Origin of the sequence: Sphingomonas soli NBRC 100801 (genome assembly GCF_001591025.1) — a bacterium.
In the GTDB taxonomy this organism is placed as follows: Bacteria; Pseudomonadota; Alphaproteobacteria; order Sphingomonadales; family Sphingomonadaceae; genus Sphingomonas; species Sphingomonas soli.
Window position 1 is genome coordinate 180484 of the sequence record NZ_BCTZ01000012.1, and the last position, 13138, is coordinate 193621.

Below are 13138 nucleotides of genomic sequence, written 5' to 3' on the forward strand. Positions count from 1 at the left end.
CTCGGGGACTAGATGGATGCAATGCTGATCCTCGGCCTTGAATCGAGTTGCGACGAGACGGCGGCCGCGCTCGTGACGGGCGACCGCCGCATCCTGGCGCACAAGCTGGCACGGCAGGAGGAGGCACACCGCCCCTATGGAGGCGTCGTTCCCGAAATCGCCGCACGCGCGCATGTCGAGATGATCGGGCCGCTGGTGGAGCAGGCGCTGGCCGAAGCCGACGTGACGCTAAGCGAGGTGGACGCCGTGGCGGCGACGGCGGGCCCGGGGCTGATCGGCGGCGTCATGGTGGGTCTGGTCACCGGCAAGGCGCTGGCGCTGGCGGCGAACAAGCCGCTGATCGCGGTCAACCATCTGGAGGGGCACGCACTGTCGCCGCGCCTGACCGATCCCGATCTGCAATTCCCCTATCTGCTGCTGCTCGTCTCGGGCGGGCATTGCCAATTGCTGCTTGTCGAGGGGCCGGGCGCTTATCGCCGCCTCGCGACGACGATCGACGATGCGGCGGGGGAAGCATTCGACAAGACGGCAAAGCTGCTGGGCCTGGGCTTTCCCGGCGGCCCTGCGGTCGAGGAAGCGGCGCGCCGCGGCGATCCCAGGGCCGTGCCACTGCCGCGCCCGCTGGTCGGATCGGCCGAGCCGCATTTCTCGTTCGCGGGGCTCAAGAGCGACGTTGCGCGCAAGGCGGGGCAATATGCGGTCGAGGATATGGCCGCTTCGTTCCAGCAGGCCGTGGTCGATTGCCTGGTCGATCGTACCCGGATCGCGTTGGACAAGGTCACAGCCAGCGCGCTGGTGGTTGCGGGCGGGGTGGCGGCGAACAAGGCGGTTCGCGGCGCGCTCGAAGCGCTTGCTGCCGAGCATGGCCTGCGATTCGTCGCGCCGCCGCTTTGGCTGTGCACCGATAATGCGGCGATGATCGCATGGGCGGGCGCAGAGCGTTTCGCCGCCGGGTTCACCGACCCGCTCGATTTTCCCGCGCGCCCCCGCTGGCCGCTCGATCCAGAGGCGGAAAAGGTGCGCGGCGCAGGAGTGAAGGCATGAAGATCGGTGTCATCGGCGGCGGCGCATGGGGCACCGCGCTGGCACAGGTGGCGGCGCAGGGCGGCCCCGTGACGCTCTGGGCACGCGAGCCCGAAGTGGTCGACAGCATCAATAATGCCCACGAGAACACGATGTTCCTCGCGGGCGTGCGGCTGTCGAACGCGATCCGCGCAACCGGCGATGCCGCCGATCTGGCGGGGATGGATGCCTTGCTAATCGTGTCCCCCGCCCAGCATGTGCGCGCGGTGCTTTCGGGCATGCAGATTGGCAGCACGCCTTTGGTGCTTTGCGCGAAGGGGATCGAAGCCGGCACGCGGCTGCTTGTCGGTGAAGTCGCGCAACAGGTCGCGCCCGATGCGCCGATTGCGGTGCTTTCGGGGCCGACCTTTGCACATGAAGTGGCACGCGGCCTTCCCACCGCCGTGACGCTGGCCTGTGAGGACGACGCGCTGCGCACGGCGCTGGCCGATCGCCTCGCGGGGCCGGCTTTCCGCACCTATGCCTCATCAGACGTGACCGGCGCGGAGATTGGCGGGGCGGTGAAGAACGTCCTCGCCATCGCCTGTGGCGTGGTCGAGGGTGCCGGGCTCGGCCAGAACGCACGCGCCGCCGTTATCGCGCGAGGCTTTGCCGAGATGACGCGCTTCGGCCTCGCGCGCGGCGCGCAGGCCGAGACGCTGACGGGGCTTTCGGGGCTCGGCGATCTCGTGCTCACCTGTTCCTCCACCGCGTCGCGCAATTTCTCGCTCGGTGTCGGGTTGGGGCAGGGGCGCAGCGCCGCCGAGTTGATGGCCGATCGCCGCACCGTCGCCGAAGGTGCGTTCACCGCACCGGTGCTTCAGGAGGCGGCGGCGGAGGCGGGCGTGGACATGCCAGTGTGCGAAGCGGTCTGCGCTCTGCTTTCGGGCAGGCCGGTCGGCGCGGTGATCGAGGCGCTGCTGAGCCGGCCGCTGCGCCCGGAAACGCTGTGAAGCGCTGGGCTGCGCTGCTGCGCGGCGTCAATCTTGGCGGGCGCAAATTGCTGTCCGCGGATCTCAAGGCGCTGACCGAAGGTGTGGGCTATGCCCGCGTCGAGACGCTGCTCGCGTCCGGCAATGTCGTGTTCGACAGCGCGGACCCCGCCGGCGAGATCGCGCTCAGGCTTGAGGCGGCCCTGCTCGATCACGGTCTCAAAACCGACGTGATGGTTCGCGATCTCGCGGAAATGCGGGCAGTGATCGCCGCCAATCCCTTTCCGGAGGCCGTGCTCGATCATCCCAGCCATGTGCTGGTGAGCTTCCACCGCGATCCCTTTCCGGCGGAGGCGCTGGAGCGGCTGGAACCCGGCCCCGAGCGGCTTCGCGCGATCGGCCGCGAGCTGTATGTGGACTATATCAGCCAGCAGGGCATGCGCGATTCGAAGCTGCTGCAGGCGATGAACAAGGCGAAGTTTCCCAAGCTCGTGACCGGCCGCAACTGGAATACGGTGAACAAGCTTGCGGAGATGCTCGCCGGTTAGGCCCCGCACCTCAGAAATCGACCGCGATCCCCTTGCGCTCCCAATCCCCGTAGCGCGTCGGATCAAGCGGGTCCGCGGGCGGCGGTGCGGGCTCGGGCTTGGGCACCGGCGGGCTGGGTGTCAGATAGGCCGGGGGCCGGCTATTTTCGGGACGATCGCCCATTTGCATTGCCTCAGCAGGAGTTGACGCCCAAATCGGCCCGCAATGAAGCGAAATCAACCCAGATCCGTCCCCGATGCGCCCGGCGTCCCCGCGCGCCGCGCCGCGCTCCAGTTGCTCGACGCGGTGCTCCGTCGCGGACTCGCGCTTGAGCAGGCGCTCGACAAGGCGGCGCAGGGCCTTCCGTCCAGCGACCGGGGCCTGGCGCACGCCATCGCCGCGGAGACGCTCCGGCGGCTTCCCGATCTCGACGCGCTGATCGACGGCGCGACCCAGCGGCCGTTGCCCGACGACGCCAAAGCGCGCTTTGCGCTGCGCATCGCGCTCGTCCAGGCGCTGGTGCTCGGCACGCCCGGCCATGCCGCGATCTCGACCGTGCTCCCTTTGGTCGACGGCGGCCCGCGCAAGCTGGTGCATGGCGTTTTCGGCACGGTGACGCGATCGGGCGCGCTGCTTCCCGAGCCGCCGACGCTTCCCGATGCGGTGGCGCTGCGCTGGCACGCAGCCTGGGGCGACCAGATGATCGAAGATGCCGAACTCGCCATCGCCGTGCCGCCGCCGCTCGATCTGACGACCACTGCACCGCTCGATCTGGAAGATGCGGTCAGCCTGCTTCCCGGCCATGCGCGACTTCCCGCCGGCACCTCCGTGATGGAGCTGCCGGGCTTTGCGGAGGGCCGGTTCTGGGTGCAGGATCTCGCTGCCTCGCTTCCCGCCCGGTTGATCGGCAAGGGCAATGGCGCGGCGCTCGATCTCTGCGCGGCGCCCGGCGGCAAGACGCTCCAGCTCGCTTCTGCCGGCTGGGATGTGACCGCGGTCGACGTCTCCGAAAGTCGTCTCGCGCGACTTCGCGAGAATCTGGAACGGACCGGGCTGAACGCAAAGGTGGTCGCGGCGGACCTGCTGCTCTGGAAGCCCGGTGAACTGGCGGACGCCGTGCTGCTCGACGCCCCTTGCAGCGCCACGGGCATCTTCCGCCGCCATCCGGACGTGCTCCACCGCGTGCGCCCCTCGCTGATCGCGGAGATGGCCGAGCTGCAGGGCAAGTTGCTCCACCGGGCTTCCGGCTGGGTGAAGCCGGGCGGCATCCTGGTCTATGCCACCTGCTCGCTCGAGCCGCAGGAAGGCGAATTGCAGCTCGAACGCTTCCTGGCGCACCATCCCGGGTTCGCGATCGATCCGGAGCGTGCGGACGAGCTTCCCGAGGGGGTGGAAGCGCTCGAAAACGGCACGTTGCGGCTGCATCCCGGCATGCTCGCCGCAAAAGGCCGGCTCGACGGCTTCTTTATCGCGCGGTTAAGGCGCAACGCTTAGTTGCGCGCGACTCGGCCCATGCTTAAGGATTCGCGCATGGCCGTTCGTATCGCTCCCTCCATACTCTCCGCCGATTTCGCCATTTTGGGCGAGGAGGTGCGCGCGATCGATGCTGCCGGTGCCGACTGGATTCATATCGACGTGATGGACGGGCATTTCGTGCCTAACATCACGATCGGGCCCGGCGTGATCAAGGCGCTGCGCCCGCACACCGCCAAGCCCTTCGACGTCCATCTGATGATTGCCCCGGTCGATCCGATGCTCCAGGCCTTTGCCGAGGCGGGCGCGGATTGCATCTCGGTCCATCCCGAAAGCGGACCCCATCTTCACCGGACGCTTCAGACGATCAAGGCGCTGGGCAAGCGCGCGGGCGTCGTGCTCAATCCCGCCACGCCGATCGAGGCGATCGACCATGTCATGGACCTGATCGATCTGGTGCTGGTGATGAGCGTGAACCCGGGTTTCGGCGGACAGAAATTCATCGAATCGCAGCTCGCCAAGATCGCCACGCTACGCCAGCGCATCGACGCATCGGGCCGCGCGATCGATCTGGAAGTGGATGGCGGGATCGACCGCGACACCGCGCCGCGCGCCATCGTGGCGGGTGCGGACGCGCTGGTCGCCGGAACTGCCACCTTCACCGGAGGCCCCAGCCATTATGCCGCTAATATCGCGGCGCTACGAGGTCGATGAGCGATGAGGCCGCCGACTCCGCCGCCGACGGAGTCGAGCCCGGCAAGCGGCTTGTGCGGACCGGTGGCAGTGGCGGGCTTAGCCTTGCCGATCGCATCGCCGAACGCCTCCAGCGCCTGGCCTGGCGCTCCCCCCTGCACAAGATGCGGCTGAGGGGCCGCCATCCACTCAAGCTCATCGCCGTCGCCGACGATCCCTTCTTCGGCGATGTCGAGCGGGGCAATGCGCTGCTGGACGGCGTCGTGCTGTTTCGCGGCGAGGAGCGCTCGATCGCGGGACTCGATTTCGCCCGGGCTGACTGGTCGAAGCCGTTCGGCGAGTATCTCCAGAGCTTCGCATGGCTGCGCGACCTGTCGAGCGTCACCGTGCGCGTTACCGCCGCGCCGATCGCGGAGGCCATCACGGCGCGCTGGCTGGCGGTGCATGCCGACAAGGTTTCCGAGCCGGCATGGCGCGCCGATCTGTGGGGGCGGCGCATCCTGTTCTGGACCGCGCATGCGCCGCTGATCCTCTCGGCGAACGATCTCGTCTATCGTTCGAGCGTGTTGCACGCGCTTGCCCGCGGCGCGCGCCACCTCGACCGCGCCGCCGATCGCGTTCCGCTCGGCGTGCCGCGCATCGCGGCCTGGTGCGGCGTGCTGGCCGCGGGGCTGATGATCCCGGGCGGCGATCCGCGCCGCGCCTTCGGCGAAACCGGGCTCAAGCGCGCGCTCGATGGCTCGGTGTTCGACGATGGCGGCACCGTGGGCCGCTCGCCGGCGGGGCAGCTCGACGCGATCCAGCTGCTGACGATGCTGTGCGAATGCTATGAGGCGCGGCGGCTGGATCCGCCCGCGTTCGTGCAGGCGATGCTTGCCAAGATGGTGACTGCGCTGCTCGGCGTCTGCCACGGCGACAAGGGGCTAGCCAGCTATCAGGGCACGGGACCGCTAAGCGGCGAGACCATCGCGCAATATGTAGAGGCGACCGGCGTGCGCACCCGCCCGCTCAAGCAGGCGCGCGAATGGGGCTATCAGCGGCTCGCACATGGCGGGACCGTGCTGATCGTCGATGCCGCCCCGCCGCCCTTGTCGCGGCTGGTCGAGGGCGGCTGCGCCTCGACGCTCGCGTTCGAGCTGTCGGATGGCAAGCACCGGATCGTCGTCAATTGCGGCGGCTCCGCCATGGCCGATGCCGGCGTGCCCGGCGCGCTCACCGAAGGGCTTCGTACCACTGCGGCGCATTCCACGCTGGTGCTCGCCGACAGCAATTCCACCGCGATCCACCCGGACGGCACGCTGGGCCGCGGCGTGATCGAGGTCGAGCTGGCGCGTACCGAGAGCGAGAATGGCAGCCGCGTCGAGGCGAGCCATGACGGCTATGCCCGCCGCTTCGGCTTCCTCCACCGCCGCGTCATCGCGCTGGCCGGCGACGGTTGCGACATTCGCGGCGAGGACATGCTGATCCCGGCGGACAAACGCCGCAAAAAGGGCACGACGCCGTTCGCGGTGCGCTTCCATCTGCACCCCAGCGTCGAGATTTCGCCGACGGCAGACGGACTCGCCGCGATCCTGCGCACGCCGGAGGGGCATCTCTGGCAATTCCGCGCCAAGGGCGGTGCGCTGGCGCTCGAGGATTCGATCTGGATCGATGGCAAGGGGCAGCCGGTGACGAGCCAGCAACTGGTCATCACCGCAGAATCGCCTCCGGGCGGCGCCAATGTGAGCTGGTTGTTCCACCGCGCCAAATAGCGGGTTGCGCTGCGGCGCGGCATCCGTAGATGGGCGCATGGACCAGGTAATCATCAAGCGCGCGCTCCTCTCCGTCTCGGACAAGAGGGGTATCATCGAGCTGGGTCAGTCCCTTGCCGCCAATGGCGTCGAGCTGGTCTCGACCGGCGGCACCGCCAAGGCGCTGCGCGAAGCGGGACTCGCCGTCCGCGACATTTCCGACCTGACCGGCTTCCCCGAGATGATGGACGGTCGCGTCAAGACGCTCCACCCCAAGGTCCATGGCGGGCTACTCGCGGTGCGCGACAATCCCGAGCATGTCGCTTCGATGGAAGAGCATGCGATCGGCGCGATCGATCTGGTCGTCGTCAATCTCTATCCCTTCGCGCAGACCGTGGCGAAGGGTGCCGAGCGCGACGAGATCATCGAGAATATCGATATCGGCGGCCCATCGATGGTCCGCTCCGCTGCCAAAAACCATGAGAGCGTCGCGATCCTCACCGATCCCGCCGATTATGCGCTGGTCGCAAATGGCACCACGACGCTGGCGGACCGCCGCAAGCTTGCGGCCAAGGCCTATGCCGCAACCGGCGCATATGATTCGGCGATCGCCAGCTGGTTCGCATTCGCTGATCAGGGTGAGGCATTGCCGACGACGCTACCGGTCGCGCTGACCAAGGGCCCTGAGCTGCGGTATGGCGAGAACCCGCACCAGATCGCCGCGCTCTATCTGCCGCAGACCGGCGCGCGCGGCATCGCCCAGGCCGAACAGCTTCAGGGCAAGGAGCTGAGCTACAACAATTACAACGATGCCGATGCGGCGCTCGAACTGGTCAGCGAATTCCGCGACGGCCCGCCGACCGTGGTGATCGTAAAGCATGCCAATCCGTGCGGCGTCGCCACCGGTGAGACGCTGGTTGAGGCCTATGAAGCGGCGCTCGCTTGCGACAGCGTCTCGGCGTTCGGTGGCATCATCGCGGTCAATCGTCCGCTCGATGGCCCGACGGCGGAAGCGATTTCGGGCATCTTCACCGAAGTTGTCGCCGCGCCAGCCGCCGATGAAGCGGCGCGCGAGGTTTTCGCAAAGAAGAAGAATCTTCGCCTGCTCATCACCGGCGAGCTTCCCGATCCGGCGCGGCCTGGCCTGATGCTCAAGTCGATCGCGGGCGGCATGCTCGTCCAGTCGCGCGACAATGGCCGGCTCGGAGACCTCAAGGTGGTCACCAAGCGCCAGCCGACCGAGCAGGAGCTGGCGGATTGCCGCTTCGCCTGGACGGTCGCCAAGCACGTCAAGTCGAACGCGATCGTCTATGCCAAGGGCGGCAGCACCGCCGGCGTGGGCGCGGGCCAGATGAATCGCCTCGAATCCGCCCGGATCGCGGCATGGAAGGCCAGGGACGCTGCCGAAAAGGCGGGCTGGGCTGAACCCCGCACGATCGGATCGGCGGTTGCCTCCGACGCGTTCTTCCCGTTCGCGGACGGTCTGCTTGCAGCCGTCGATGCCGGTGCCACGGCGGTGATCCAGCCCGGCGGCTCGATCCGCGACGAGGAAGTCATCGCCGCCGCCGACGAAGCGGGTCTGGCGATGGTCTTCACCGGGATGCGGCACTTCCGCCACTAGAGTTGGACGCGTCAGTTCGATCCTGCGGTCTCGCACAGGATATTGCAGGCATTCGATGTCAGCGCCCGCGTGATGGCATCGATCTGCTTGCGTTCGTCCGCGGTGAACCTGGTAGAATAAGCCAGCACTTTCTGTCTGAGCGCAGCGCGTTCGGCAGCCGGAAACGATGCGGCGATCGTCGGCAGGTCCTCAAGGATCGATGCCAGCATCGCACTACGGTTCGCAGGTGACATGCCGACTGTGGCTGCGGTATCCACGGTGCCTTCGATCGTCTGGACCCCGCCCTCGCGCATCTGCGCGAGGGCGCTCACCGTCCCAGCGCGTTGGGCGGGGGTTAGCCCTGTCAGGGTCTCCGTGACCGCGCGATACCCGCGCTGAACACAGACATTGGCGGCAATCGTGCCTAGCGAAATCTCGTTCTGCATGGCCAGAATCAGCGCATCTGGAGTTCGCGACCCGCTTTCGCCGTTGGCGACACGACCGGCAAATTCGGCATATGCGAGGAGTGCGCCACCGATCGATACGCAGATATTGCCGATTTCGAGCGAAAGCGGCATCGCGCGTAACGCGTTCGCGTCGAATGCCCGCCGCACCAGCGCCGCATCTTCATTGTCCAGCCGGGGCTGCGCGCCGCGCGCGGCAGTTTCCAATTTTGCCTTAAGCTGCTCTCCCGCGGCGATCATCTCAGCGCCGGTGGGGGTCTGTGCGCTTGCGGGTGCCGCCGCCAAGCAGGCCGCTGCCGCTAATGTGAGCATCAGGATCTTCATGGTGTTTCCGCCCCCTCCCCAAAAAAGTGCTTTCTAGAGCTTTTCTTCCACGGGAAGCGTGGCGCCTGTCGCTGGCATTTTGCGAAATAGCGCGCGATCTCCTTCGCCGAAGCCGAATTTGATGATCACGTAGAGGAAGGTGATCAGGATAGCGGGCATGCCGATGCTGAGCTCCGCCCATTCATATTCATGGGGGAGTGCGGTGAACGCCGCGCCGACCAGGCTCGCAATGGCAATGGCTGCAAAGAAGCTGGGGCGCACGCCGATCACTGGCGCACCGGTCAGCCGGCGCAGCATGAACGCCTTTATGCCGGATCCGATGGTAAGCGAGATTGCGAGTGCGAGTGCCGGAGCGGCGGCCTGATAGCCGACATGGAGATCCTCGGCCTGCGCGATCAGGATGAAGACGAAGCTGAGCACGATCTGCAGCGCGAGAACCGCGATCGAGACCACCAGATTGCGCATACGGGCGATATAAACGAGCGCCGTTTCGCAAACCGCGCCGGTCGAAGCCAGCACTTCGGCGACCAGCAGGATGCAAAGCGCGCCCGCGCCGACGACGAACTGTGGCCCAATCAGCCCCATCACTCCGCTTGCCGGAATGGAGAACATCACCGCCAGCGCCGCCTGTGCACCGATGATCCAGAAGCCGACCTGGCGCACCTGCTTGGCGATGGCGGCCATGTCGCCATTGGCCAGGCTCTTGGTGATGACCGGGCCCAGGATCGGATCGAAGCTGGTCTTCAATTTCTGCGGCACCGAGGCGACCTGTTGCGCCATATAATAGATGCCGACCACGCCGGGCGAGAACATCAGGCCGAGGATGAAGCGATCGACGTTGCGCGTGGTCCATTCGATCGTGTCCGCGCCTGCCAGCGGAGCGTTGCGGCGCGCAAGCTGCCAGATCTTGGCGGGATTGGGTCGCCAGCCATGCGGCACGCCATATTCGCGCAGGAACGGGACGAGCGACGCGACCAGCGCCGCGAGCATCGCCAGCGCGTAGGCATAGAGCAGCCCGTCGCGCGTCGAGACATAGGAAAAGCCGAACGCAGCGATGCTGATCGTCCAGGGCTCGATCACCGCGCGCGCCGTGACCGACGCTTTTACATTGTGGCGATAGGCCAGTGCCGCCAGCACCACATCCGACGCCGCCGTTGCGAACACCGCGAGTGCTACGAAGCGCTCCAAGCCGGTGACCGGGCTATTGGGGAACATCGCCTGGGGAAACAGGATCAGCGCCCCCGCCGCGATCCCGGAGCCGATCAACGCAACCACCAGTGCGTCGAACACCACGTGATTATGCGGGCGCCCGGTCGTCGCCAGCGCCTGTGCCAGACCGCGCTTCAGGCCCAGCGTCGCGACCAAAGCCGCGAACTCGATCACCAGCACCGCGATCGCATAGCGCCCAACAATATCGGGGCCGTAAAAGCGCCCGGCGATGAACAGGAATGGCAGGCGCGCGACCAGCCGCATCATGAAGCCGAGCATGTTCGTCCGCCCGCCCTTGGCGAGTGCGTTGATGTCCTGCGAGGGGGCCGAAGCCTCGCTCAATGCGCGTCGCCCCAGCTTTTCCCAACGCCGATCTCGACGCCCAGCGGCACGCTGAGCTTCACCACCGGCTCGGCGGCGTTGGCCATCACGCGTTCGATCACCGGCTTCGCGGCCTCTACATCCGTTTCAGGCAGTTCGAACACAAGCTCGTCATGCACCTGAAGCAGCATCTTTACGTTGGGCAGGCCGGCTTCGGCCAGCGCCGGGTTCATCCGCGCCATGGCGCGCTTGATGATGTCGGCGCTGGTGCCCTGGATCGGCGCGTTGATCGCCGCGCGCTCGGCACCCTGGCGGACGTGCTGGATCGGTGCCTTGATCTGCGGAAACCAGGTCTTGCGGCCAAATAGCGTGCTCGTGTGGCCGCGCTGGCGCGCGCCTTCCAGCGTCTCGTTGATATAGGTCGAGATGCCGGGGAAGCGCTCAAAATAGCGTGAGATCATCGCCTGCGCTTCTTCCGCGTCGATCTCCAGCCGTGCCGCAAGGCCCCAGCGCGAGATGCCGTAGAGGATCGCGAAGTTGATCGTCTTTGCGCGCGCGCGCGTATCGCGGTTGACCTCACCGAACAGTTCCTGCGCCGTGGCGGCGTGAATGTCCTCGCCGCGCAGGAACGCCTCGCGCAGCTGGGGGACGTCCGCCATGTGCGCGGCCAGCCGCAATTCGATCTGGCTGTAATCAGCGGCAAGGATGACATTGCCCGGCTCGGCGACAAAGGCGTCGCGGATCTGCCGGCCGATCTCGGTGCGGATCGGGATGTTCTGGAGGTTGGGATCGGTCGATGAAAGCCGTCCGGTCTGCGCGCCGGTCAGGCTGTAGCTGGTGTGGACGCGGCCGGTATCGCGATCGATCTGCGCCTGCAGCGCGTCGGTATAGGTGGATTTGAGCTTGGCGAGCTGGCGCCATTCGAGCACCAGCCCGGCTATCGCCACGCCCTCGGCCTTCATCTTCTCCAGCACCGTCACGTCGGTGGAATAGGCGCCTGATTTGCCCTTCTTGCCGCCCTTCAGCCCCATCTTGTCGAACAGGATAGCACCCAATTGCTGGGTCGATCCGATCTGGAAGGGCTGGCCCGCCTCGGCCTGGATCGCTTCTTCCAGCCGTGCCATTTCCTGCGCGAAGCGGCTGGAAAGCTGCGAAAGCTGGTCGCGATCGACCTTGATGCCCGCGCGCTCCATGCCCGCGACGACCGGGATCAGCGGACGATCGACCATCTCATAGATCCGCGTCGCGCCTTCATAGGCCAGACGCGGCTTGAACCGCGTCCACAGCCGCCAGGTCACGTCGGCATCCTCGCCGCCATATTGGGTGGCCTGATCGAGCGGCACCTGTGCGAAGCTGATCGCCTTCTTGCCCGTGCCGGTCACGTCCTTGAAGGTAATGCAGCTATGTTCGAGCACAGCATGCGCGATCTCGTCCATGCCGTGCCCGGCGAGCGACTGCCCGGCGTCGAGATCGAAGCTCATCACCATCGTGTCGTCGATCGGCGACACATCCATGCCGTGGCGGATCAGCACGTTCAGGTCATATTTGATGTTGTGCCCGATCTTGAGCACGCTCGGATCCATCAGCAGCGGACGCATCAGCCGTGTCACTTCGTTCAGCGAAAGCTGGGGTGGGGCCTCGGCGAACATGTCGTCGCCGCTGCGATGGCCGATCGGGATGTAGCAGGCCTTGCCCGGCGCGGTCGCCAGGCAGATGCCGACCAGATTGGCGGCCATGCTGTCGAGCGAGTCGGTCTCGGTGTCGATCGCGATGGTGCCGCTGGCATGGCTGGCGGCGATCCACGCCTCCAGCCGCTCGATTGTCGTTACGGTGTCATAGGCGCCGCAGTCGATCGGCGGCAGATCGACGAAATTCGGCGTGTCGTTCGTCGCCAGCGCGGCGGCGGCCGCGACCGGATCGGCGGTGTCGCGCCCCGGCGCATGCGCGGCCATGCGCGAGAGCAGGGTCTTGAAGCCCTGATCCTCAAGAAAATTGCGCAGCGGCTCGGGCGGGATGCCATCGAGCTTCAGCTCGTCGAGCGTCAGCGGCACATCGGTCTCGCAGTGCAGCTCCACCAGCTGGCGTGACAGGCGCGCCATTTCGGTATGCTCGATCAGATTTTCGCGCATCTTGCTCGGCTTCATCGTCGGCGCGGCGGCGAGCACGGCGTCGAGATTGCCATATTCGAGGATCAGCTTCGCGGCGGTCTTGGGGCCGATCCCGGGGACGCCGGGGACATTGTCGACGCTGTCGCCCATCAGGGCGAGCACATCGCCCAACTGGTCCGGCCGCACGCCGAACTTGGCTTCGACATATTCCGGGCCGCGCCGCTCATTCTTCATCGTGTCGAGCATGTCGACGCCGGGCTGGATCAGCTGCGCCAGATCCTTGTCCGAGCTGACGATCGTCACGTCCCAGCCTGCCGCGACCGCGCGGCAGGTATAGGTGGCGATGATGTCGTCGGCCTCATAGCCTTCCTGCTCGATGCAGGGCAGCGAGAAGGCGCGGGTCGCCTCGCGGATCAGCGGGAATTGCGGGATCAGATCTTCTGGCGGCGGCGGTCGCTGCGCCTTGTACTTGTCATAGAGATCGTTGCGGAAGGTGTGCGATCCTTTGTCGAGCACCACGGCCAGATGCGTCGGCCCCTCCGCCTTGTCGAGCGCGTCGGCGAGCTTCCACAGCATCGCCGTATAGCCATAGACCGCGCCCACCGGCGTGCCGTGCCGGTTCGTCAGCGGGGGAAGCTGATGATAGGCGCGAAAGATATAGCCGGAGCCGTCGACGAGATAGAGATGGGGCATC

General features: G+C 66.6%; 11 protein-coding genes. 7 read left to right on the forward strand and 4 right to left on the reverse strand.

What is annotated here, in order from left to right; genetic code table 11:
* The first annotated feature begins 21 nt into the window (after positions 1-21).
* The 3 genes from tsaD to SSO01S_RS08855 are packed head-to-tail and all read left to right on the forward strand — an operon-like array spanning position 22 to position 2542.
* Complete coding sequence (tsaD, locus tag SSO01S_RS08845) at positions 22-1044, forward strand: tRNA (adenosine(37)-N6)-threonylcarbamoyltransferase complex transferase subunit TsaD (RefSeq protein ID WP_083942937.1); 1023 nt, start codon at positions 22-24, stop codon at positions 1042-1044.
* The gene (locus tag SSO01S_RS08850) at positions 1041-2015 is read left to right on the forward strand and encodes an NAD(P)H-dependent glycerol-3-phosphate dehydrogenase (RefSeq protein ID WP_066798225.1); all 975 of its coding nucleotides are present in this window, start codon (positions 1041-1043) and stop codon (positions 2013-2015) included. Before tsaD ends, SSO01S_RS08850 begins: the two co-directional genes overlap by 4 nt.
* Positions 2012-2542: a DUF1697 domain-containing protein gene (locus SSO01S_RS08855; RefSeq protein WP_066798227.1), complete on the forward strand. Its 531-nt coding sequence runs from the start codon at positions 2012-2014 to the stop codon at positions 2540-2542. Before SSO01S_RS08850 ends, SSO01S_RS08855 begins: the two co-directional genes overlap by 4 nt.
* A 10-nt stretch (positions 2543-2552) precedes the next feature.
* Here the strand turns inward: SSO01S_RS08855 and SSO01S_RS17215 are convergent, their stop codons facing one another.
* Positions 2553-2705, reverse strand: a complete 153-nt coding sequence (locus SSO01S_RS17215) for a DUF1674 domain-containing protein (RefSeq protein WP_083942926.1) — start codon at positions 2703-2705, stop codon at positions 2553-2555.
* Positions 2706-2747: 42 nt separating this feature from the next.
* On the opposite strand from SSO01S_RS17215, the gene SSO01S_RS08860 reads away from it, so the two are divergent.
* From SSO01S_RS08860 to purH, 4 genes are read left to right on the forward strand one after another with little or no spacing between them, the layout of a single operon-like run.
* Positions 2748-4016 (forward strand): RsmB/NOP family class I SAM-dependent RNA methyltransferase, encoded by a 1269-nt coding sequence (locus SSO01S_RS08860; protein WP_066798229.1) that lies wholly within the window; start codon positions 2748-2750, stop codon positions 4014-4016.
* Positions 4017-4052: 36 nt separating this feature from the next.
* Entirely contained in the window at positions 4053-4709 is a 657-nt protein-coding gene (rpe, locus tag SSO01S_RS08865; protein WP_066798416.1) for a ribulose-phosphate 3-epimerase, read from the forward strand.
* A complete protein-coding gene (locus SSO01S_RS08870) occupies positions 4706-6439 on the forward strand; it encodes a heparinase II/III family protein (RefSeq protein WP_066798231.1) in 1734 nt (577 codons plus the stop codon). Before rpe ends, SSO01S_RS08870 begins: the two co-directional genes overlap by 4 nt.
* A 37-nt stretch (positions 6440-6476) precedes the next feature.
* On the forward strand, positions 6477-8039 hold the full coding sequence (gene purH / locus SSO01S_RS08875; protein WP_066798233.1) for a bifunctional phosphoribosylaminoimidazolecarboxamide formyltransferase/IMP cyclohydrolase: 1563 nt from the start codon (positions 6477-6479) through the stop codon (positions 8037-8039).
* 11 nt (positions 8040-8050) lie between these two features.
* On the opposite strand, the gene SSO01S_RS08880 is transcribed toward purH, so the two are convergent.
* From SSO01S_RS08880 to polA, 3 genes are read right to left on the reverse strand one after another with little or no spacing between them, the layout of a single operon-like run.
* Positions 8051-8806 carry a hypothetical protein gene (locus SSO01S_RS08880; RefSeq protein WP_066798235.1) on the reverse strand — a complete coding sequence of 252 codons (756 nt, stop codon included), beginning with the start codon at positions 8804-8806 and terminating at the stop codon, positions 8051-8053.
* Positions 8807-8839: 33 nt separating this feature from the next.
* The gene (locus SSO01S_RS08885) at positions 8840-10357 is read right to left on the reverse strand and encodes a lipopolysaccharide biosynthesis protein (RefSeq protein ID WP_066798237.1); all 1518 of its coding nucleotides are present in this window, start codon (positions 10355-10357) and stop codon (positions 8840-8842) included.
* Positions 10354-13137: a DNA polymerase I gene (polA, locus tag SSO01S_RS08890; protein WP_066798241.1), complete on the reverse strand. Its 2784-nt coding sequence runs from the start codon at positions 13135-13137 to the stop codon at positions 10354-10356. The genes SSO01S_RS08885 and polA overlap by 4 nt, the downstream gene beginning before the upstream one ends.
* Between the last annotated feature and the right edge of the window lies 1 nt (position 13138).